The sequence below is a fragment of the Streptomyces cadmiisoli genome (assembly GCF_003261055.1).
Taxonomy (GTDB): Bacteria; Actinomycetota; Actinomycetes; order Streptomycetales; family Streptomycetaceae; genus Streptomyces; species Streptomyces cadmiisoli.
In genome coordinates this window covers 3,269,636-3,291,625 of the sequence record NZ_CP030073.1, presented here as the reverse complement: position 1 = coordinate 3,291,625, position 21,990 = coordinate 3,269,636, and the positions used below count along the sequence as shown (strand labels likewise).

Here is a 21,990-nt window from a genome sequence, read left to right as displayed (position 1 = left end):
CGCGGCCCGCCCGGGGCGACCTGACGCACCCGGGCGGGCCCCGCGCGGACCCCGGCGAGCTCGGCACGCGCACCCGGCGGGACCGCACACGTGCGGCGGAGAGGCCCCGCCCCGCGGCGAGGTCGGGTATCCGCACCACGGCGAGGCCCCGCACCCGCACGACCGACGGGTCCCGCGCCCCGGCGGGGCACACCCCCGCCTCCGCCCCATCTGTTGACCACAGCCGTCGACCACGCCTGTCGACCCCATCCGTCGACCCCACCCGAGTCCGGTCGGCGTGCCCGAAGGAGATGAGACGCCTTGCGCGTGTTGATGATGATCAGTCCCGGTGCCGGTCACACCTATCCGATGGTGCCGCTCGGCTGGGCCCTGCAACTGGCCGGCCACGAGGTGCTCGTCGCCTCCTGCGGCCCCGGCCTGCTGATGGGGGAGGCCGGCGTGCGCTGCGTCGACGTCGCCCCCGGCCTGTCGCTGACGCAGATGCAGGGCAAGCTCGCCCGGCACCGACCCGATGTGATCGCCCGGCTGAACAACGACGCCCTGGACCCCGACTACCACGAGACCATCGGCATGGCGGTCGCCGGAGCGCTGCGCCTCCAGCCCGACATGGTCGAGGCCATGATCCGTACCGCCGAGGAGTGGCGGCCGGACGTCATCGTCTACTCGCCGCTGCTGACCCCCGCCCTGGTCGCCGCCGCCAAGCTCGGCATCCCGGCGGTGCGCAACGAGTTCGGGCTGGTCCGCACCGACGACTCGCCCCGGCTGATGCGCGAGATGCACGGTGAGCTGTTCGAGGCGCACGGCGTGGACCTGCCCGAGGTGACGGCCACCATCGACATCACCCCGCCCAGCATGGGCGTGATCGAGCCGGACTCCTGGCAGATGGCCGCCATCCCGTTCAACGGCGGTGGTGTGCTGCCGTCCGACGCCTACGACTACCTCGTCCGCGCCGAGCGCGACACACCGCGCGTCGCCGTGACGTTCGGCAGCGGCCCGCCGCCGCTGGAGACCGCGCGCGTCGTACGCAACATCGTCGCCGCGGCACCCGACATGGACGCCGAGTTCGTGCTCGCGGCACCCAACGTGGACCTCGACGACCTCGGCCCGCTGCCGCGGAACGTGACGACGCTCGGCTGGGCGCCGCTGGTGTCGCTGATGTCACGCAGTTCGCTGGTGATCCACCACGGCGGGCCCGGTTCGGCGTTCGGCGCGATCATGAGCGGACTGCCGCAGATCATCCCGTCCTTCGGCGGCCTCGGCCGGCCGCTCATCATGGACGCGGTCGCGGGCCGCGGCGTCGGCATGGCCGTGCCGCCCGAGGAGGTCGGCCGCGAACTGCTCGAATCGGTGCTGGCCGACGAGAAGATGCGGACGGCCGCCCTGGAGGTCCGCGAGGAGATCCGCGGGCTGCCGACACCGAGCGACGTGGTCGGGCGCCTCGGCGAGCTGGTGGAGAACTCCGGGGGACGCGCCGGATGACCACCGCCACGCCGACCGAGTGGGGTCGTGCGCTGGCCGCGGCACGCACCGTCTACGACGTCGCACCGCTCTACGAGGCGATCTACCTCGGCCGCGGCAAGGACTACGCGGCCGAGGCGGCCGAGGTGGCCGCGCTGATCACGGAACGGAACCCGGGCGCCCGCGACCTGCTGGACGTGGGCTGCGGGCCCGCCACCCATCTGCGCCACCTCGCCGAGGTCTTCGACCGGGTGGAGGGCGCCGACCTGGCCGAGCCGATGCTCGACCACGCGCGGCGCCGGCTGCCCGGCGTCCCGTTCCACCGCGCGGACATGCGCGACTTCGACCTCGGCCGCCGGTTCGACGCCGTGACGAGCCTGTTCAGCGCGATCGGCAACATCTCCGGCGGCGCCGAGCTGCGCGCCGCCCTGTGCTGTCTGCGGCGCCATCTCCGGCCCGGCGGCGTCGTGCTGGTGGAACCGTGGTGGTTCACGGAGAATTTCGTCAGCGGCCATGTCGGCGGCGATGTCGTCGAGTTCGAGGGAATGACCGTCGGCCGGGTCTCGCACTCCGTCAGAAAAGGCTCCAGCAGCCATATGACCGTGCACTACGTCGTGGCCAGGCCGGGAGAGGGAATCTGGCACTTCACCGACGAACACATCATGGCCCTGTTCCCGCGCGAGGAATATCTCGCGGCTTTCCGGGAGGCCGGTCTGGACGCCGAACTCATCGATCTGGGCAACGGCGGTCCGGGTGTTTTCGTCGGCACGGCCGCCGAACCCGGAGAAGTCCGCAGGTAATTGCTCTCCGGCGGCTCCCGCCGAGGTCGAACACATCGGCGGAGGAAGGTCCCGGGATATGGTCGGGCCGTTGGCGAAGACGAGGCTGGAGAATCGGATGACGACCTTGGTGTGGTCCTATCAGGACGAGTACGCCGCCGAGCGCGAAGACATTCTCGACGCGGTCGACTCGGTGTTCTCCTCGGGGCAACTCGTGCTCGGCCCGAGCGTTTCCGAATTTGAAAAAGAATTCGCCGCCTACCACGGGGTCGAGCACTGCGCCGGAGTCGACAACGGCACCAACGCGGTCAAACTCGCCCTGGAGGCACTGGGCACGGGCCCGGGCGACGAGGTCGTCACCGTCTCCAACACCGCCGCGCCGACCGTGGTGGCGATCACCGGCACCGGCGCGGTCCCGCGGTTCGTGGACATCGACCCGGTGACGTACCTGATGGACACCGCGCAACTCGCCGACGCCGTCAACGAGCGGACCCGCTGCATCCTGCCGGTGCACCTGTACGGGCAGTGCGTGCCGATGGACCCGGTCGTCGAAGTCGCCCGTGAGCACGGGCTGCACATCGTGGAGGACTGCGCGCAGGCCCACGGCGCCCGGCAGGGCGGCCGGCTGGCCGGCACCACCGGTGACGCCGCCGCCTTCTCCTTCTACCCGACCAAGGTGCTCGGCGCGTACGGCGACGGCGGCGCGACGATCACCGGCCGGGCCGACGTCGACAAGAACCTGCGGCGCCTGCGCTACTACGGGATGCAGGAGCGCTACTACGTCGACGCGCTGCCGGGCCACAACAGCCGGCTCGACGAGGTGCAGGCGGAGATCCTGCGGCGCAAACTGCGCCGCCTGGACGGCTACATCGCGGCGCGCCGCGCCGTCGCCGACCGCTACGCGCGCGCGCTCGGCGACACCGGTCTCGTCCTGCCGCGCACCGCGCCCGGCAACGACCACGTCTATTACGTCTACGTCGTGCGCCACCCGGCCCGCGACACCATCATCGAGCGGCTGCGCGACGACCACGACGTCCGGCTCAACGTGAGCTACCCGTGGCCCGTGCACACCATGGCCGGATTCGCCCACCTGGAGTCGGCGAAGACCTCCCTGCCGGTCACCGAACGGCTGGCCGGGGAGATCTTCTCGCTCCCCATGTACCCGTCCTTGACCCCCGAACGGCAGGACCGCGTGATCGAGAGCCTGCGCACCGTCCTGGCCACCGTCGACGCGGCCTGAGTCCCCGGCGGATCTCGGCCAGAGGCTTGGGTTGAACCAGATGTCTTCACTGATGAGCACACGCATGCCCGCCCGCAGGGCGCTGGTGGTCGGAGCGGGCCCGGTCGGCTGTCTGGCCGCCCAGGTCCTCAGCCGCCGCGGCTACGCGGTCGAGGTCCACGAGAAGCGCCCCCACTACGTCGAGAGCGGCCTGCGCTACGACGGCCGCACGATCAATCTGTCCCTTTCACCCCGCGGCACCGAGGCGCTGGACGGCCACTGCGACCGTGCGGCGCTGGCGGAGCTGGTGGTGCCGATGGACAGCCGGGTGCGCCATGAGCCGGACGGCCGGATCGCCGCCGCCGGCTACGGCCGCGCCGACTGGGAGAACCTGTCGATCGACCGCAACGACCTGAACGTACTGCTGATGCGCAGTGCGGGCCCCGGCGTGCGGTTCACCTTCGAGACCGAGTGCACCGGCGTGGACTTCGCCGCCCGCCGGGCCACCTTCACCGACCGGCGGGGCCGGCCGGTCGAGGTCGGGTACGACCTGCTCGTGGGCGCCGACGGCACCCACTCCGTGGTCCGCGAGCGGCTCGCCGAGCAGGGCCTGACGCGGTGCCGGCAGCGGCAGACCGGTGTCGAGTACCGGGAGATCACGCTGCGGCCGGAGCCGGGGGACGAGCGCATGTCCCCGAGGGCGATCCATGTCTGGCCCCGGGACGGCTTCTTCATGGTCGGGCTGCCGAACCGGGACGGCTCCCTGCGCTGCACGCTCGTCCTGCCCCGCGAGGGCGCTCTCACCTTCGCCGGCCTCGCCACCGAGGAGGCGCTGCGGGACTTCCTGCGGCGCGGCTTCCCCGACGCGGCCGCGATCCACCGCCCCGTCGAACCGGACCCGGCACGGGTGCCGGTCACTCCGATCTCGGTGGTGAACTGCGCGCCGGTCGTGCACGCCGACTCGGTGGTGCTGCTCGGCGACGCGGCGCACACCGTCGCGCCCTTCCTCGGACAGGGCGTCAACCTCGGCCTGGAGGACTGCGCCGCCCTCACCCGGGTCCTGGAGAAGTGGCCGGACGAACAGGGCACCGCCCTCGCCGAGTTCCAGCGCGAGCGCGTGCCGGAGCACGAGGCCGCCTCGGCCCTGTCGCTGGCCAACTACGACGAGTTGAACGGCACCGGACCGCGTCCCGCGGCCGGCGCCACCCCGCTTCCCACGCTGGTCAACTTCGCCAGCTCCAGCTACCGGGAAGCCCTCGACATCTACTCACGTGACCGCCGCGGCACCGCGGCGGCTCAGCCGCTGCGGCCGATCGGAGGGTGAACACGTCGTGAGCACGACCCAATTCGCCAAGGTTTTCCACTGGCGGGACGACCTGACCGAAGCAGAGGGATGGCTGGTCATCGACAGCCTGATCGGCGGTGTCTCGGGCGGTGGCCTCTTCATGCACCCGCGCGTCACGCTGTCCGAGGTGGCCGACCTCGCCGCCACCATGACGCTGAAGAACACCCTCCAGCGCCCACGGTTCGGCGGCGGCAAGGGCGGCATCCGCTTCGACCCCGCCTCGCCGGAGGCCGAGGGCGTCCTGCGCCGGTTCATGATCGCGCACCGGGACGTCATCGCCCGCGAGTGGAGCACCGGCGCCGACCTGTACACCAGCAGGGAGGTCATCGAGCGCATAGCCCGCGAGGACCTCGCGCTGCCCACGGCGTTCACCGCGATGGCCGCGACGCTGGCCCGGCACGCGGGCATCCCCTCGCAGGCGCCGGCCATGCCGCAGCGGCTGTCCCGGACGTGGAACGACCACGCCACCGTGGACGACGCCGCCACCGGCCACTCGGTCGCGGAGTCGATCCGGCTGTCCGCCGGCGGGCGGCCCCGGGTGGCGATCCAGGGATTCGGCAGCGTCGGCTCCAACACCGCGGACTCGCTCACCTCCCGCGGCATCGGCCTCGTCACCGGCATCTGCGAGAAGGACGGCTACCTCGTCGACCACGACGGCATCGACGTGGCGGAGCTGCTGCGCCGCCGGGCCGAGGGGACCGACCGGGCCGCCTTCGGCGAACTGGTGCGGCAGGACCCGCAAAGGGGCTGGAAATGGGTGCCGCGCGGTGCCGGCCAGTCGGACGAGGACCTCCTCACGGAGTTCGTCGCGGTCACCGGGCCCGAGGTGCTCACCCCGTGCGCCACCCGCTACGCGGTGACCGACTCCGTCATGCGGGAGTTCGTCCGCGACTTTGGCCAGGTCGTGGTCTGCGGAGCCAATAACGCCTTTTCCACGCACGAGGTGAAGGCGCACTGGATCCGGCAGGGCGTGACCATCGTCCCGGAATGGGTTTCCAACTCGGGTGCGGCGATTCTGTTCGCCGAACTGCTGAAGACGGAACGAGCCGACCGGGAGACGATTCAGGCGATCTTCGCCACCGTCACCGAGCGGATCGAGGAATTTCTTGTCGCCCACGGACTGCACGTGGACAACCGGAAGAGGACACAGGCTGATGCTGCGCACCAATAAGACGCTCGAACTGATTCGGCAGGGAAGTCCGGCGGTCGGTACCTGGCTCCAGTTGCACAGTGTTCCGGCGACCAGGCTGCTCGTCGCGCAGGGCGCCTTCCGCTGGATGCTGGTGGACTTCGAGCACACCCCGGTCGACCACGCGACCGCGAGCAACATCTTCGGCGCGATCTCCGATCTGAGCGCCGGTGAGGTCACTCCGGTCGCCCGGGTCGCCGCGGGCACCGTCGACCACATCAAGCACGCGCTGGACGCGGGCGCCCAGGGCGTGATCGTGCCCATGGTGAACTCCGCCGAGGAAGCGGCCGACGCGGTGCGCTTCGCCCGGTTCCCGCCGCACGGCGAGCGCGGCGGCGGCGGCATGCTCCCGCACGTGGGCTTCGGTGTGAACGCGCCGGACTACATCGCGCAGGCCAACGACGAGATCCTCGTCGGCGTCCAGATCGAGACGGCGCAGGGCGTGGCGAACATCAAGGAGATCCTCGCCGTCGAGGGCATCGACCTGGTCTTCATCGGCCCCAACGACCTGCATCTGTCACTGGGCCTGCCGGCCAAGTTCTGGAGCCCGGAGCCGGCGTTCCAGGAGGCCGTGCGCACCGTGACCGAGGCCTGCCGCGAGCACGGCGTCCCCTACGGCACCCTGTGCCGGGACTCCGCCTCCGTCCGCGACCGCATCGACGACGGGTTCAGCTTCGTCGGACTGGCGAGCGATCTGCATTTCCTGCTGACCAAGGCGGGCGAGGAATACGGCGCCCTCCATGGAATGACCGAGCCCGCGAGCACCTGGTGCAACATGGTCAATCTCGACCGTCTGCCCGATTCACTGCGCGGCCTGCCCCGTTCTTGAGACCTGTCGGTAAACAACGGAAAGCGAGGAGAAAAGCATGGTCGACAAGATAGTGATCGTGGGCGGCGGTACATCCGGGTGGATGAGCGCGAGTTATCTCAAGGCCGCCTTCGGCGAGCGGATATCGGTGACCGTCGTGGAATCCGACCGGGTGCCCACCATCGGCGTCGGTGAGGCCACCTTCAGCACCGTCCGGCACTTCTTCGAGTACCTCGGTCTCAAGGAGACCGACTGGATGCCGGCCTGCAACGCCACGTACAAGCTGGGCATCCGCTTCCAGAACTGGTCCGGGGTCGGGGAGCACTTCTACCACCCCTTCGAGCGGCTGCGCGTCGTCGACGGCTTCCCGCTGACGGACTGGTGGCTCAAGCAGCGGCCCTCCGAGAGGTTCGACGCCGACAACTTCGTGATGGCGGCGCTGGGCGACAACCTGCGCTCGCCACGCTTCCTGGACGGCACCCTCTTCGAACGCGGCAACAGCGACCTCGGCCCCGGGGGCGCCGCGTTCCGGTCCACCCTCACCGAGCAGGACACCCAGTTCCCGTACGCCTACCACTTCGACGCGGCGCTGCTCGCGAAGTACCTCACCGAGTACGGCGTCAGCCGCGGGGTGCGGCACGTGGTCGACGACGTGGTGGACGTCAAGCTCGACGACCGCGGCTGGATCTCGGCGGTCGCCACCGCCGAGCACGGCGACCTGGAGGGCGACCTCTTCGTCGACTGCACCGGCTTCAAGGGCCTGCTGCTGAACAAGGCGCTGGAGGAGCCCTTCGTCTCCTACCAGGACACGCTGCCGAACAACCGCGCGGTGGCGCTGCGCGTCCCGGTGGACACGGCCGAGCGGGGCATCCCCCCGTACACCAGGGCCACCGCGATGGAGGCGGGCTGGATCTGGACGATCCCGCTGTTCGACCGCATCGGCACGGGCTACGTCTACGCCGACGAGTACTGCTCGCCCGAGGAGGCCGAGCGGACCCTGCGGGAGTTCGTCGGTCCGGGCGCGGAGGGACTGGAGGCCAACCACATCCGTATGCGGATCGGCCGCAGCCGCAACTCCTGGACGAAGAACTGCGTCGCCGTCGGCCTGTCGAGCGGGTTCGTCGAACCGCTGGAGTCGACCGGCATCTTCTTCATCCAGCACGGCATCGAGCAGCTGGTCAAGCACTTCCCGCAGCAGGACTGGTCGCAGCGGCTGCGCGACTCCTACAACCGCGCGGTGAACAACTGCATGGACGGCGTGCGGGAGTTCCTGGTGCTGCACTACCGGGGCGCGGCCCGCAACGACAACCAGTACTGGCAGGACGCCAAGACCCGCAAGGTCCCCGACGCCCTTCAGGGGCGGCTGGAGCAGTGGCAGAACAAGCTGCCGGACGCGGAGAACATCTTCCCGCACTACCACGGCTTCGAGGCGTACTCCTACGTGGCGATGCTGATGGGACTGAAGGGGATCCCGCTGCGGGCGGCGGGCGCGCTGGACCTGATGGACGGCACCGCCGCCGCCGAGGAGTTCGAGCGGGTGCGGGCCACCGCGAAGGACCTCCTGCGCACCCTGCCCAGCCAGCACGAATACCTCGCTCAGCTGCACTGACGTCAGAAGCGGCCATGCTACGGAAGGAAACCTGGTGATGCCGGGATGATCGCACCCAACACCCCTTCGGCGGCCACTCTCGCACCGGGGGAATTTCGCGAGCTGATGGCCGGATTTCCCACCGGCGTCTCGGTGGTCACGGCGTTCGACGCGGCCCGGCGGCCGTGGGGCATGACGTGTTCGTCGCTGAGCAGTGTCACCTTGCGGCCGCCGACCCTGCTGATCTGCTTACGGAACGGGAGCCCGACGCTGGGCGCCGTACTGGACCAGGACCGTTTCTCGGTCAACCTGCTGGGCGAGGCCGGGCGCCCGGCGGCGGAGCTGTTCGCGTCGGGCGCCTCCGACCGGTTCGACCGTGTGAAGTGGGAGGACCCGCCCGGCTGCGGGGGACCGCATCTGCCGGACGTGGCGCACGCGGTGGCCGACTGCCGGGTGGTGCGGGCCGACTCCGTCGGTGACCACACCGTGGTCTTCGGCGAGGTCGAGCGGTCGCTGACCTGGCCGGCCCCGCGACCACTGATGTACGGGCTGCGCGGCTACGCCGTCTGGCCGGCGGCGTCGTGAGGACCAAACGGACCCGGAGCGACCTGGCGTACTACGGGGGTACGCCGGGTTTCGCCGAGGACATCAGGGTCGGGACCCCGAACGTCCCCGCCAAGGACCGCTACCTGGAACTGGTGGGCGAGGCCATCGACCGCCGCTGGCTGAGCAACCTCGGGCCGCTGGTGCGGCGGTTCGAGGCGCTCGCGGCCGAGCGGACCCTGCGCGCGCACAACACCGCCACGAACAACGCCACCACCGCGCTGCAGGTCGCCGTGAAGGCGTGCGGGGTCACCGGTGAGGTGATCATGCCGTCGTTCACCTTCGTGGCGAGTGCCCACGCGATGGACTGGATCGGCCTCACCCCGGTCTTCGCCGACGTCGATCCCGAGACGGGCACCCTCGATCCGCGCTCTGTCGCCAAGGCCGTCTCGCCGCGCACCGGCGGCATCCTTGGCGTCCACATCTGGGGCAACCTCTGCGACACGGCCGGACTCGACGACGTGGCCAGGGAGGCGGGCGTGCCGCTCGTCTTCGACTCCGCCCAGGCGTTCGGGTGCCTGCCCCTGCGGCCGGCCCCGGCCGGCGCCGCGGAGGTGTTCAGCTTCCACGCGACGAAGATCCTGAACTGCTTCGAGGGCGGGCTCGTCGCCACGGACTCGGCCGAGGTGCACGCGCGCGTGCGGTCGATGCACAACTTCGGCTTCGACGAGACGATGGACGTCGTCGGCCCGGGCACCAACGCGAAGATGAACGAGTCGTCCGCGGCGATGGGCATCGCCTCCGTCGAGCACCTGGACGACATGCTGAAGGTCTACCGCGCCCTGTACACGCGCTACCGGACGGGCCTGGCCGACGTGCCCGGGGTGTCCCTGATGGCGGCGCCGCAGGGCCAGACGCACAACCACCAGTACGTCGTCGTACGGGTGGACCCCGAGGCGGCGGGCCTGGACCGGGACCGGCTCATGGCCGTCCTCGACGCGGAGAACGTGCGCACCAAGAAGTACTTCTCGCCGGGCTGCCACACCATGCCGCCCTACCGGCGGGAGACCGTGCACACGCCCGTCGACCTCTCGGTGACCGAGACGCTGACGGAGCGTGTGCTCGCCCTGCCGACCGGGCTGTCGGTGACTCCGGACGATGTGGACCGCATCTGCGACGTGATCGCCGCCGCGGTGCGCTACGCGTGACGCGGGGACCGTTCCCGCTCCGGGCCGCCCGCCCGGGGGCCGGCGCCGCCCGCCAGCTCCTCGATGAGCTCGGCGGCGCGGCGCGGCCCGTTCAGCGCCCGGTACTCCGCGCCGAACCGCTCCGCCCGCGCGCGGAAGGACGGCTCGCTCAGCACGCGCCGCACCGCCTCGCCCAGCCGGCGCTCCAGGTCGTCGCCGCTCTTGAGGTGGACGCCTGCCCCCGACCAGCCGACGTGCGCGCCGACCTCGTTCTTGTCCTCGGTGGCCGAGGCCACGACCAGCGGGACACCGTTGCTCAACGCCGCGGTCACACCGCCGTATCCGCCGTTGGTGACGAGCAGGTCGGCGTGCGGGAGCAGGTGGTGGTACGGGACGAAGCGCTCCACCCGGACGTTGTCCGGCAGCGGACCCAGGTCGAGCTGCTCCGGCGGCACCCCGGTCGTCACGACGACCAGCGCGTCGAGGGCGGACAGCGCGCGGATCGCCGGCCGCAGCAGCCGCTCCGGCTCGTTGGCGACGGTGCCCTGCGTGAGGTGCACCACGGTGTCGTGCGCCCGCAGGTCGTCCCACCAGTGCGGCGCCTCGAACTCGTCGGAGGCCGTTCCCGTGATGGGGCCCACGAACCGGGTCTGCGGCAGCAGGTCGCTGCGCGGGTACTCGAAGGACGGCACCGTCCCCAGCAGGTACAGCGACGGCATCCGGACGATGTTCTCGAACGCGCCGGCGGCGATCGGCGCCAGGCCCACCTCGGCCCGCGTCCGGTCCGCGACGCGGCGCAGTTCACGCATGAGGACGTGGTCCGCGGTCCACTTCAGCGTCCGGTTGCGCAGCCGCCCGAGGAAGGAGGAGCTGGGCTTCAGGCCCATGCCGAAGGGCGCGGTGTCCCGGCTGCCGAGCGTGTAGATCGACGTGGCCGTCCAGACCAGCGGAATCCCCTTCAGCTCGCTCAGGAACCCGCCCGCGTACGTGGTCTCGTCCGTGACGATCACGTCCGGCTTCAGTTCGTCGGCGAGGGCCGAGAGGTCCCGCAACTGGTCGGGCGCGGTGCCGAGGAACACGTCACGGAACACCGCGACCATTCCCCTGACGCCGGTGAGCCCCGCATGGTGCGGAAACGCCTCGTCGTGCGTCATTCCGCCGTAGTCGAATCCGGAGACGATCGGTGAGAATGCCGCCCCGGTCCTTTCGACGCGGTCCCGGAAAACCTTGCCCGTGTACCAGGTCACGGTGTTTCCGCGGCGTACCAGCTCTTTCACCAGATGCATGATGACATTGACATGGCCCTCGGCCGGCGCCGTCGCCACGAGAACATTCGCCAAGGCTCTGCCTCTCTTCTCGGCCGATTGTTGCTGTGGGCGGAACGCTAACCCACAACTCGCCTGCCCCGGACCGTTCGTGGCCTGTTCAGGCCGCCGTGATCTGGCCGAACGGGACGCCGGAGGAAAGCATGGTTTCCGGAGGTGTGTTCCATGCAAATACTCGTGACCGGCGGAGCCGGGTTCATCGGCTCCGGTTACGTACGCATGCTCGTGTCCGGCCCGAAGACAACGGGGCGGACGCCACGGATCACCGTGCTGGACAAGCTCACTTACGCCGGGAATCCCGCAAATCTCGAATCCGTCGCCGACCGTATCGAATTCGTCCGGGGCGACCTCTGTGACGCGGAGCTGCTCTCGCGTGTGGTGCCGGGGCACGACCTGGTGGTGAATTTCGCGGCGGAGACCCATGTGGACCGTTCGATCGAGGACTCCGGTGATTTCGTCCGCACCAACGTCCTCGGCACGCAGACCCTGATGCGGGCCTGCCTCGACGCGGCCACCCCGAGGGTCGTGCACGTCTCGACGGACGAGGTCTACGGGAGCATCGCCACGGGCGCCTGGAGCGAGGACGCGCCGGTGTCCCCCAACTCGCCCTACGCGGCGTCCAAGGCGGGCGGCGACCTGATCGCCCTCGCCTACGCGCGCACCCACGGGCTGCCCGTCTCGGTCACCCGCTGCGGCAACAACTACGGGCCCTTCCAGTACCCGGAGAAGGTCATCCCGCTGTTCATCACCAATCTGCTGCGCGGCCGCACGGTCCCGCTGTACGGGGAGGGGAACAACGTGCGGGACTGGATCCACGTCGAGGACCACTGCCGCGGCATCCAGGTGGTGGCCGAGCGGGGCGCGCCGGGGGAGTGCTACCACATCGCGGGCACCGCCGAGCTGACCAACCGTGAGCTGACGACGCGGCTGCTCCGCGCGGTCGGCCGCGACTGGGCGATGGTCGAGCACGTGCCCGACCGCAAGGGCCACGACCTCCGGTACGCGCTCAGCGACCGGAAGCTGCGCGCCCTCGGCTACGCCCCCACCGTCCCCTTCGACCGCGGTCTGGCCTCGACCGTCGACTGGTACCGGACCCGAACGGCCTGGTGGGAGCCGCTCGTCGCGGGCGGCGAGGGAGACGCGGCCCGGCCGCTCGGCGCCGCGGCAGGCCGGAAATAGGTAGGCAGCCTACTCAGGGCGGGTTCTCGTGTGCTACCAATTGGTTGGTAGCCAACGTATTGGCAGGCAATCCAGAAGGGACTCCCCGGTGACCAAACTGCTGCTCTCGGTGCATGTGCTGGCGGCGATCGTGGCGATCGGGCCGATCACGGTCGCGGCCTCGATGTTCCCCCGCTTCGTCAAGCCGCAGACCGGGGAGGACCAGAGCGGCGAGGAGCGCACCCCCGCCACCGCCGCGCTGCTGCACCGGATCTGCCGGGGGTACACCGTCGTCGGCGTCGCCGTCCCGGTCTTCGGTATCGCCACCGGCGCCCAGATGGGGGTGCTGGGCGACGCCTGGCTGATCGTCTCGATCGTCCTCACCGCGATCGCCGCGGCCCTGCTGCTGGCGGCGATCCTGCCCGGCCAGGAGCGGCTGCTCGCCCAGCCCGCCGGCGTCACCGCGGGCACCGGCACGGCCGTCGGCACGGCCACCGCGGAGGCCACGCGCTCGGCCGCGGCCCGGCTGGCCATGGTCACCGGCATCTTCAACCTGCTCTGGGCCGTCGTCGTGGTCCTGATGATCGTCCGGCCCGGCTCCACCACCGGTGCCTGACCGCCGTACGCCCGCAGAACCGCCCTTTCGCGCGCAGTCGAGGACAAGGACAGACATGACGATCGAGAACGAAGCCTCCGCCCTCGCCGGAGTCCTGGCCGATTCCGTCGCGGGACCGGTGCTGCTGCCCGACGACAGCGGATTCACCGAGGAACTGGCCAGCTTCCAGCTCGGGCTGCGGCACCAGCCGGACCTGGTGGTGGGTGCGCGGGACGCCGCCGACGTGCGGACCGTGCTGCGCCTGGCCGGTGAGCACGGCGTTCCGGTCACCGTGCACAACACCGGTCACGGCATGCGCTTCGCCGCGAACGAGGGCGTCGTCGTGACGCTGCGCCGGATGAACGGCGTCCTGATCGACCCCGTGGCCCGCACCGCCCGCGTCGGCGGCGGCGCCACCTGGAACGACGTCCTGGCGGCCGCCGCACCGCACGGGCTGGTCCCGCCCAGCGGCAGCCTGGGCTGCGTCGGCGCCGTCGGCTACACCCTGGGCGGCGGCATCAGCCTGCTGGCCCGCTCCGACGGCTGGGCCAGCGATCTGGTCCGCTCCTTCACCGTCGTCACCGACGAGGGCGAGGAGCGGGAGGTCGGCCCGCGCGACGCCGAGTGGTTCGCCCATCTGCGCGGCAGCGGACCGATGCGGGGGGAGGTCGTCACCGGGATGACGGTCGGCCTGCTGTCCGAGGGGCCGCTGCAGGGCGGCGGCCTCACCTTCGACATCGGCGCGACGGGCAGCAAGGGCGACCCGGCGGTGCTGCACGCCTTCCAGGAGTGGACCGCCGACCTGCCCGAGGAACTCACCTCCACGCTCCGGGTGATGTCGTTCCCCGACCTCGACTACCTGCCGCCCATGCTGCGCGGCCGGCGCATCGCCCGGGTCGCGGTCGCCCTGCGCGGCTCGCGGGAGGAGGCCGACCGGCTGGTGGCCCCGCTGCGCAGGGTCGCCCCGCCGATCGAGGACACCCTGGCGCCGATGCCGTTCGCCGAGTACGAGCGGGTGCACGCCGAACCCGACAACCCCGGCCCGTACATCGGTGAGAACCTGCTGGTCGACGCCCTCGACACGACGGCCCTGGAGAACCTGGCGCGGCTGGACGGACCCACCATGGTGATCGTGAACATCCGTCACCTCGGCGGCGCCCTCGCCCGTCCGGCCACCGTCCCGGACACCGTGCAGGGACGCGACGCCCGGTACCTGGTCGCCGCCGTGGCCCCGGTCGACCCCTGCGTCTCCGTCACCCACCCCGCCGCCGCCCACGACCAGGCCAACCCCGGCTGGGCGCTGGAGCCGTTCGGTACGGCGGCGGTGGGTGTCAGCCCGGGATTCACCGTGGGCCCGCGCGGCCGGAGCTGATTTACGAAGGAGAGCGCCCGGACGGTTACCGAAAACCGTCCGGGCGCTCCGTTCAATCTTGTCACCGCTGATTCCCGAGCCATATTCTCCAACGAGTCGGACGCAACTCGGGGAAGGTATTCAATGGGTTTCAAGCCGCAGGTGAACGAGCTCTGGAAATACATCGGGGAAAACGAGGTCAATGAGGAACTGATCGGTGACCTCGCCGATTTCAAGACGAGCCAGGTCAACTACCGGCTGACCTACTTCGATGTGCGCACGAACGGCGTCCGGTATCTGAAGACGCTCATCTACAACCTGGCCGGACAGCTCAGCGCGGACAACTGGGACCGGCTGCGCCGCATCAGCGGGCGCGACCTCGGCCGGCCGTACGCGGTCACGTACGACGGGGAGTCCGTCGACCTGGACTACCTGCGGGCCGTCAGCGATCTGGAGTTCATCGAGAAGAACGTCGATCTCGACGGCGGACGCGTTCTGGAGATCGGCGCCGGATACGGCCGGACCTGTCACACGCTGATGTCGAACAAGGACATCGCCGCCTACACGATCATCGATCTCCCGACCACGATGGCGCTTTCCCGCAAATACCTGCGGGCGGTGCTCCCGGACGAGGAGTTCAAGAAGATCACGTTCATTCCCATCGATGAGATCGAGGCATCCCTGGGCGACGCGGAATTCGATCTCTGCATCAACATCGACTCCCTCGCTGAAATGGACGTCAAGACCGTCCGGTACTACCTCTCGCTCATTGCCGAGCGCGGCCGGAACTTCTACACCAACAACCCCGTCGGCAAATACATGGACAAGAGCCTCGACGACCACGCCCGTGGTGAGGCCGCCATCGCCCGCGCCCTGGACGCGGGACTGCTGACCGACGTCATCGACGTCCACGACAACCGCGCGGTGCGCGAGCAGGCCCGCAAGTTCGTGGTGGCCTACCGCCCGCACGAGAGCTGGAGCTGCGTCGCGGACGAGTGGGCCGCGCCCTTCACCTGGTACTGGCAGGCTCTGTACCAGGCGCCCGCCGAGGGCCGGTGATGCCGTACGGGGCGGCGCCGTCCGTCCTGGCGGCACCCGTGGCGCCCCTCGGCGCGCACCCGCTGCTGCTGCTCCTGCTCCAGGTCGGTGTGCTGCTCGCGCTCGCGCTGCTGCTCGGCCGGCTGGCCGGGCGATGGGGGATGCCCGCCGTGGTGGGCGAGTTGATGGTCGGCGTCCTGCTGGGGCCCTCGCTCCTGGAGTGGGCGGCCCCGGCGCTGACCGACTGGCTGTTCCCCAAGGAAGCGGACCAGTTCCACCTCCTGGACGCGTTCAGCCAGATCGGTCTGCTGCTCCTGGTCGGCGTCACCGGGACCCAGCTCCACCTCGGACTGATCCGCCGGGAGGGCCGGACGGCCCTCCAGGTGAGCCTGGGCGGACTCCTCGTACCGCTGGCCATGGGCATCGGCGTCGCCTACCTGCTGCCGGACAAGCTGCTGCCGGCGGACGTGGACCGCGGGGTGTTCGCGTTGTTCCTCGGGGTGGCGATGTGCGTCAGCGCGCTGCCCGTCATCGCCAAGACCCTGTCCGACATGGGACTGCTCAACCGCAACATGGGGCAGCTCATCATGACGGCGGGAACGATCGACGACACCGTGGCGTGGTTCCTGCTGTCGATGGTGACGGCGCTGGCCACCACCGGCCTGACGCTCGGTCACGCGGGCCTGGCGTTCGCCTCGTTGCTGGTCTTCCTGGTACTGGCCGCCACCGTGGGCCGCGCGGCCGTCGGGGCGGTGCTGCGCAGGACGGCACGGTCGTCCGATCCGGGATCCACGGTCGCCGCGGTGGTCGTGATGCTGCTGCTGTCCGCCGCAGCGGCGCACGCGCTGAAGCAGGAGCCCATGTTCGGTGCCTTTGTGTGCGGCATCGTCATCAGCTCCACCGGACAGCTCGCACCGGGCCGGCTGGCCGCGCTGCGCACGGTGGTGCTGAGGGTGTTCGCGCCCGTCTTCTTCGCCGCCGCGGGACTGCGGATGGATCTGACGGGGCTGGCCGATCCCGAGGTGCTGGGCGCGGCGTTCCTGCTGCTCTTCGTGGCCGTGCTGGGCAAGTTCGCCGGTGCCTACGCCGGCGCCCGGCTCAGCCGGCTGTCCCGGTGGGAGGGGCTGGCGCTGGGGGCGGGGATGAACGCCCGGGGCGTCGTCGAGGTCGTCATCGCGATGGCGGGACTGCGGCTCGGGGTGCTGACCACCGAGACGTACACCATCATCGTCCTGATCGCGGTCGTCACCTCGCTGATGGCTCCGCCGATCCTCACGATGGCCATGAAGCGGATCGAGGAGACCCCGGAGGAGGCGCTCCGCGAGAAGGCGTACGGATGACGCGTGCCGAGGGTGCCGCCGTCGCGCCGGGTGCGATGTCCCGGTGCGGCGGCGGCCGCGCTGTTCGCGGGGGCGGCGCGTCGCGGACGGTGCCGTCAGCCGTCGCCGCGGCCGTCCGTGACCGTCAGGCGCGCACAGTGCCGGCAGGACCGTGCCGAACCCGCCACCAGCGCGTGCGAGGTGGCGGCGAGGGCCCCGGCGAACGCGAGCAGCAGCCAGTTGGTGCCCAGGGCGGCGGCGATGGCGAGCGCCAGGGTGGCGACGGCCATGGACAGGCTGGCGACGGTGGCCGCCCAGGCGACGGTCAGCGGCAGCCGGTCAGGCGTGGGCAGCCAGCGGGCGAGCGTGCCGGTGGCCGCCAGCGTGGCGGCGGAGAGCAGTGCGGCGACGGCCGACACACCGGCGAGGTTGACCGCCAGCAGCTGGGCCGTGCGCGGCAGTTGCCAGGTCTGGTCGGTGCCGGCCTGCCGGACCAGGAACCAGCAGGCGATCACGAAGGGGATGGTGAGCGCGACGGCCCGCGCGGTGTGCCGGGCTTGGGCGATGGTCAGCTCACGCTGCCAGCTGCCCACCAGCTCGTCCGCGCTGCCGAACTCCTGCACCGCCTCGTCGGCCGCGTGCTGGTAGGTCAGTCCCGCGCGGGTGCGTTCCGACACCGCGTCCGTGAGGCCCTCGCGCACCTCGGCCACCATGCGCGCCTTGGTCCGCTCCGGGCCGTGCAGGGCGGCGGCCAGGGCGGAGACGTAGTCGTCGATGGGATCGGTCTGCGGGGTGACGGCGCTCATGTGACCACTCCGGGCGGCGAGACGGGATTGAGGACCGAGCCGATGGCGGTGGTGAACTCCTGCCACGCCGTGCGTTCGCGGGCCAGCGTCCGCCGTCCCGCTTCGGTGAGTTCGTAGCAGCGCTTGCGGCGCTCACCGGCGGACTCCCAGCTGCTGCGCAGCAGGCCGACCCGCTCCAGCCGGTTGAGCGCGGGATAGATCGTGCCCGTGCGCAGTTCGAGCGCGCCCCCGCTGCGCTGCTGCACCGCCGTGATGATCGCGTAGCCGTGCAGGGGGCCCGGTTCGAGCACGGCCAGCAGCAGTCCGTCCAGGTGACCGCGCACCGCATCCTGTCTCATGAGTCGGCAGCCTACACAATGAGGGTATTGGTGTGCTATCTATTGGCAGCCAACATATTGCCGAGGGCGAAAGGGCCCACCAGTGATCAAGGCGCTGTCAACCGGCTCCGTCGCGGGAGCGTGACCCGGTGCGTACGCTGCGGATCGCCGCCGCTGTCGAGGCGGCCTCCCTCGCTCTGCTCTTCCTGAACCTGTTCACCGTGCACCTGCGGGTGATCACCTCGCTCGTCGGGCCCCTGCACGGCACGGCGTACCTCGTCACCATCGGGGCCGCGTGCATGGCCCCGGCCGCGGCCGGTTCCGGCGCCCGGTGGCGCGCCGCCGTCCCGGGCATCGGCGGGCTGCTCGCCGTCGCGCGGCTGCGCGGCCGCCCGGCACCGGCCTCACCGGCCGTCGACACGGCCCCGGGAGGCCCGCGTGGCTGACCACCCGCGCGCTCGCACCGACAGGATCCACGGCGGACCGCGCCGTACGAAAGACCCGACAGCCAGGACCCGACGGGGGATGACGCCATGACCGCGCACAGTTCGGCACCTGCCATCGAGACCGAGGGGCTGGTGAAGACCTACGGGGACAAGAGGGCCGTCGACGGCATCGATCTCGTCATCCCCCAGGGCATGGTCTACGGCGTCCTCGGACCCAACGGGGCGGGCAAGACCACCTTCGTGAAGATGCTCGCGACCCTGCTGCGTCCCGACGGCGGCCGGGCCCGGGTGTTCGGCCGGGACGTCGTCCGGGACGCGGACGAGGTCCGCTCCCGCGTCTCCCTCACCGGCCAGTACGCCTCGCTGGACGAGGACCTGACCGGCGCGGAGAACCTGATCCTGCTCGGCCGGCTGCTCGGCCACGGCAGGTCCGGTGCCCGGGTGCGGGCCGCGCAGATGCTGGAGGCCTTCGTCCTGACCGAGGCGGCCGACCGGCAGGTGAAGACGTACTCCGGCGGCATGCGGCGCCGGCTCGACATCGCGGCGTCCATCCTCAACACCCCCGATCTGCTCTTCCTCGACGAGCCCACCACGGGCCTCGACCCGCGCAGCCGCAACCACGTGTGGGAGATCGTGCGGGCGATCGTCGCCCAGGGCACCACGGTGCTGCTCACCACCCAGTACCTGGACGAGGCCGATCAACTGGCCGGGCGGATCGCGGTGATCGACAGCGGCCGGGTGATCGCCGAGGGCACCAAGGGGGAGCTCAAGGCCTCCGTGGGCGCCGGTTCGGTGCATCTGCGGCTGCGCGACGCGGCGCAACGCCCCGAAGCCGAGAAGCTGCTGCGCCTGGCCCTGGACGACGCGCCCGTGACGCTCGAACCCGACCCGGTCGCCCTCACCGCCCGGCTGACCGGGACCGACGGTTCCGGTGCGGCGGAGCGGGCCTCGCGCGCCCTGGCGGAACTGGCCCGGGCCGGCATCTCCGTCGACACCTTCTCCCTGGGGCAGCCGAGCCTCGACGAAGTCTTCCTCGCCCTGACCGACGACGCCCCCGGCAGCGGCCGTACCGTTCAGGAGGCCATCGCATGACCACCGCGACCAAGACCGACGACCGTGCCGACGGGCCCGTCCGGGTCTCCTCCGAGTCCCTGGCCGAACTGCTGGTCGCCCCGGCCGGAGCGCGGCCGAGGGCCGGCGCGGCCGCCGCCTCCACCGCCTTCGGCTGGCGGGCGATGCTGAAGATCAAGCATCTGCCGGAGCAGCTGTTCGACGTGACCGCGATGCCGATCATGTTCGTGCTGATGTTCACGTATCTCTTCGGCGGGGCCCTGGCCGGTTCCACCGAGGAGTACATCCAGTTCCTGCTGCCCGGCATCCTGGTGATGTCGATCATCATGACGACGATGTACACGGGCATCTCCATCAACGTGGACATCGCCAAGGGCGTGTTCGACCGCTTCAAGACCCTGCCGATCTGGCGGCCCGCCCCGATGGTCGGCTACCTGCTGGGCGACATGCTCCGCTACACCGTCGCCTCCGTGGTGATCCTGACGGTGGGTCTGATCCTCGGCTTCCGGCCGGACGGCGGTGTCCTCGGGGTACTGGCGGGGGTGGCCCTGCTGCTGGTGTTCAGCTTCGCCTTCTCCTGGGTGTGGACCATGTTCGGTCTGCTGCTGCGCACCGAGAAGTCGGTGATGGGGGTGTCGATGATGGTGATCTTCCCGCTGTCCTTCCTGAGCAATGTCTTCGTCGACCCGCGGACCATGCCCGGCTGGTTGCAGGCGTTCGTGAACAACAGCCCGGTCTCCCATCTGTGCGAGGCGGTGCGCTCCCTGATGGCCGGCGACCGGCCGGCGTCGGAGATCGCCTGGGTCCTGGGCTGGGCGGCGCTGCTGCTGTTCGTCTTCGGCCCGGTCACGATGCGGCTGTACGCCCGCAGGTGACACAACCGCCCACGCCGCCGCGGCGGGTGACGCCCGACCGGGCGCCGCCCGCCGCTTTTCGTTGAATGTTGAATACCGGCGCTCATGCGGAATGCGAGCCTCGATTTCGAACGCCTTCCGGCCCCTGGTTTCTGTGAGACGATCCCCGAGCGACAGGCTGGGTACGACGCGGTCGCGGTGCCGCTGACCGACGACCGGCCAGACCTGCTGAATCGCTTTTCGTTCGACCTCATCGCCCTTGCCGGCGGAATTCCGCGGACCCGCGCGCGGGTGACGCGTCGAGATACCTCGACCCGAGTGTCCCGGATCACATTTTCCGTAGGCGGCGGACGATTTCACAGAAGGGGGAAACCGTGACCGTCACGGATGCGGCCCACGACACTGCCCGGCCCGAGCAATACCCTTTCGGTCCCGTGGTCCGGCTGGATCTGAATCCCCGTTACATGGAGCTGTGCCGGACGGCACCGGTGTCCCGGGTGACCATGCCCTACGGCGGTGAGGCCTGGCTGATCACCGGCTACCACGAGATCAAGGAGTTCCTCGCCGACCCCCGGTTCAGCTCCCGCGCCGCGACCGAACCCGACACCGCGCGGGTGACGCCGCTGCCGCTGCGCCCGGGGAACCTGCTGAGCATGGACCCGCCGGACCACGGGAAGATGCGCAAGATCGTCGCGCACGCGTTCCGGCCGCGCATCGTCTCCGACCTCACCGACCGCATGCGGGAACTGGTCACCACCGAACTCGACGCGATGGAGGCGGCCGGCCCGCCCGGCGATCTCGTGCAGCGGCTGGCGGTTCCGCTTCCGGTCCGCATGATCGTGGAGCTGTTCGGCGTCCCCTACGAGGAGCGGGCGGAGTTCCGCCGGTACTCCGATGTGTTCGTCGCCACCTCCGCCCACACCAGGGAAGAGGTGAACGCCGCCCGGGACGGCCTGGAGCAGTTCCTGCGCAAACTGATCTCCCTCCGCCGCGCCAGCCCCTCCGACGACCTGATCTCGGTCCTCATCGAGGCGCTGGACGCCGGCCACATGACCGAGGTGGAGGCCGTCCGCACCGGGATCGGCATCCTCATGGCCGGCCACGAGACATCGCTCAGCATGATCTCCAACGTGTCGTTCCTGCTGCTCGCCCAGCGCGACCTCTACGCGCGTCTCCTCGCCGACCGCGCCCTGCTCGACCCGGCCATCGAGGAGATGCTGCGCGTCATTCCGCTCCGCTCGACGGGCAGTTTCCCGCGCCGCGCCTCCGAGGACGTCGAGGTCGGCGGCGTACTGATCCGAAAAGGCGAGACCGTCATCTTCCAGCGGGCCGCGGGCGACCGCGACGAACGCGTCTTCGACGACCCGGAGGCCATCCGCTTCGACCGGGAGCGCAACCCGCACCTCGGATTCGGCCACGGCATCCACTACTGCCTCGGGGCCGCCCTCGCCCGCGCCGAACTCAAGGCGGCGATCGGCGGACTGCTGGACCGCTTCCCCGGCCTGCGGCTCGCGGGCGCGGTGGACGACGTCCCGTGGAAGCCCGGACTCATCGCACGGGCCCCCGAATCCCTTCTGGTGGAGTGGTGACCCCG

The 21,990-nt window shown here is 70.7% G+C and carries 21 protein-coding genes; 18 read left to right on the top strand and 3 right to left on the bottom strand.

Annotation, left to right across the window (positions count from 1 at the left end; genetic code table 11):
• Positions 1-306: 306 nt before the first annotated feature.
• The 9 genes from DN051_RS13795 to DN051_RS13755 all read left to right on the top strand — a co-directional run bounded on the left by DN051_RS13795 (position 307) and on the right by DN051_RS13755 (position 10,137).
• Entirely contained in the window at positions 307-1,479 is a 1,173-nt protein-coding gene (locus tag DN051_RS13795) for a glycosyltransferase (protein ID WP_234388689.1), read from the top strand.
• Positions 1,476-2,258: a class I SAM-dependent methyltransferase gene (locus DN051_RS13790; protein WP_112438801.1), complete on the top strand. Its 783-nt coding sequence runs from the start codon at positions 1,476-1,478 to the stop codon at positions 2,256-2,258. Before DN051_RS13795 ends, DN051_RS13790 begins: the two co-directional genes overlap by 4 nt.
• A gap of 97 nt (positions 2,259-2,355) precedes the next feature.
• Positions 2,356-3,477: a DegT/DnrJ/EryC1/StrS family aminotransferase gene (locus tag DN051_RS13785; RefSeq protein ID WP_112442254.1), complete on the top strand. Its 1,122-nt coding sequence runs from the start codon at positions 2,356-2,358 to the stop codon at positions 3,475-3,477.
• Positions 3,478-3,541: 64 nt separating this feature from the next.
• Positions 3,542-4,780 (top strand): FAD-dependent oxidoreductase, encoded by a 1,239-nt coding sequence (locus DN051_RS13780; protein WP_162624924.1) that lies wholly within the window; start codon positions 3,542-3,544, stop codon positions 4,778-4,780.
• 7 nt (positions 4,781-4,787) lie between these two features.
• On the top strand, positions 4,788-5,972 hold the full coding sequence (locus tag DN051_RS13775; protein WP_162624923.1) for a Glu/Leu/Phe/Val dehydrogenase dimerization domain-containing protein: 1,185 nt from the start codon (positions 4,788-4,790) through the stop codon (positions 5,970-5,972).
• On the top strand, positions 5,956-6,819 hold the full coding sequence (locus DN051_RS13770) for an HpcH/HpaI aldolase family protein (protein ID WP_112438798.1): 864 nt from the start codon (positions 5,956-5,958) through the stop codon (positions 6,817-6,819). Before DN051_RS13775 ends, DN051_RS13770 begins: the two co-directional genes overlap by 17 nt.
• A 37-nt stretch (positions 6,820-6,856) precedes the next feature.
• Positions 6,857-8,407, top strand: a complete 1,551-nt coding sequence (locus DN051_RS13765) for a tryptophan halogenase family protein (protein ID WP_079000469.1) — start codon at positions 6,857-6,859, stop codon at positions 8,405-8,407.
• Positions 8,408-8,452: 45 nt separating this feature from the next.
• A complete protein-coding gene (locus DN051_RS13760; RefSeq protein WP_053757277.1) occupies positions 8,453-8,971 on the top strand; it encodes a flavin reductase family protein in 519 nt (172 codons plus the stop codon).
• Complete coding sequence (locus DN051_RS13755; RefSeq protein WP_162624922.1) at positions 8,968-10,137, top strand: DegT/DnrJ/EryC1/StrS family aminotransferase; 1,170 nt, start codon at positions 8,968-8,970, stop codon at positions 10,135-10,137. Before DN051_RS13760 ends, DN051_RS13755 begins: the two co-directional genes overlap by 4 nt.
• On the opposite strand, the gene DN051_RS13750 is transcribed toward DN051_RS13755, so the two are convergent.
• Positions 10,128-11,456 (bottom strand): glycosyltransferase, encoded by a 1,329-nt coding sequence (locus DN051_RS13750; protein ID WP_107093831.1) that lies wholly within the window; start codon positions 11,454-11,456, stop codon positions 10,128-10,130. The two genes, DN051_RS13755 and DN051_RS13750, sit on opposite strands and share 10 nt — an antisense overlap.
• 150 nt (positions 11,457-11,606) lie before the next feature.
• Between DN051_RS13750 and rfbB the strand changes: the two genes are divergently transcribed.
• The 5 genes from rfbB to DN051_RS13725 all read left to right on the top strand — a co-directional run bounded on the left by rfbB (position 11,607) and on the right by DN051_RS13725 (position 16,923).
• Positions 11,607-12,620 carry a dTDP-glucose 4,6-dehydratase gene (gene rfbB / locus DN051_RS13745; RefSeq protein ID WP_112438796.1) on the top strand — a complete coding sequence of 338 codons (1,014 nt, stop codon included), beginning with the start codon at positions 11,607-11,609 and terminating at the stop codon, positions 12,618-12,620.
• Between the two features lie 88 nt (positions 12,621-12,708).
• Positions 12,709-13,215: a hypothetical protein gene (locus tag DN051_RS13740; protein ID WP_112438795.1), complete on the top strand. Its 507-nt coding sequence runs from the start codon at positions 12,709-12,711 to the stop codon at positions 13,213-13,215.
• Between the two features lie 55 nt (positions 13,216-13,270).
• On the top strand, positions 13,271-14,566 hold the full coding sequence (locus tag DN051_RS13735; RefSeq protein ID WP_053757273.1) for an FAD-binding oxidoreductase: 1,296 nt from the start codon (positions 13,271-13,273) through the stop codon (positions 14,564-14,566).
• Positions 14,567-14,689: 123 nt separating this feature from the next.
• Positions 14,690-15,604 carry a putative sugar O-methyltransferase gene (locus DN051_RS13730; RefSeq protein ID WP_053757272.1) on the top strand — a complete coding sequence of 305 codons (915 nt, stop codon included), beginning with the start codon at positions 14,690-14,692 and terminating at the stop codon, positions 15,602-15,604.
• Positions 15,604-16,923: a cation:proton antiporter gene (locus tag DN051_RS13725; protein ID WP_112438794.1), complete on the top strand. Its 1,320-nt coding sequence runs from the start codon at positions 15,604-15,606 to the stop codon at positions 16,921-16,923. Before DN051_RS13730 ends, DN051_RS13725 begins: the two co-directional genes overlap by 1 nt.
• A 95-nt stretch (positions 16,924-17,018) precedes the next feature.
• Here DN051_RS13725 and DN051_RS13720 read toward each other — a convergent pair whose 3' ends face one another.
• On the bottom strand, positions 17,019-17,708 hold the full coding sequence (locus DN051_RS13720) for a permease prefix domain 1-containing protein (RefSeq protein ID WP_053757270.1): 690 nt from the start codon (positions 17,706-17,708) through the stop codon (positions 17,019-17,021).
• A complete protein-coding gene (locus tag DN051_RS13715) occupies positions 17,705-18,046 on the bottom strand; it encodes a PadR family transcriptional regulator (protein ID WP_053757269.1) in 342 nt (113 codons plus the stop codon). Before DN051_RS13715 ends, DN051_RS13720 begins: the two co-directional genes overlap by 4 nt.
• Positions 18,047-18,174: 128 nt before the next feature.
• On the opposite strand from DN051_RS13715, the gene DN051_RS13710 reads away from it, so the two are divergent.
• The 4 genes from DN051_RS13710 to DN051_RS13695 all read left to right on the top strand — a co-directional run bounded on the left by DN051_RS13710 (position 18,175) and on the right by DN051_RS13695 (position 21,985).
• On the top strand, positions 18,175-18,471 hold the full coding sequence (locus tag DN051_RS13710; protein ID WP_053757268.1) for a hypothetical protein: 297 nt from the start codon (positions 18,175-18,177) through the stop codon (positions 18,469-18,471).
• Between the two features lie 87 nt (positions 18,472-18,558).
• Positions 18,559-19,563, top strand: a complete 1,005-nt coding sequence (locus DN051_RS13705) for an ATP-binding cassette domain-containing protein (RefSeq protein ID WP_112438793.1) — start codon at positions 18,559-18,561, stop codon at positions 19,561-19,563.
• Entirely contained in the window at positions 19,560-20,417 is an 858-nt protein-coding gene (locus DN051_RS13700) for an ABC transporter permease (protein WP_112438792.1), read from the top strand. The genes DN051_RS13705 and DN051_RS13700 overlap by 4 nt, the downstream gene beginning before the upstream one ends.
• A gap of 353 nt (positions 20,418-20,770) precedes the next feature.
• Entirely contained in the window at positions 20,771-21,985 is a 1,215-nt protein-coding gene (locus DN051_RS13695; protein ID WP_053757265.1) for a cytochrome P450, read from the top strand.
• Positions 21,986-21,990: the final 5 nt, after the last annotated feature.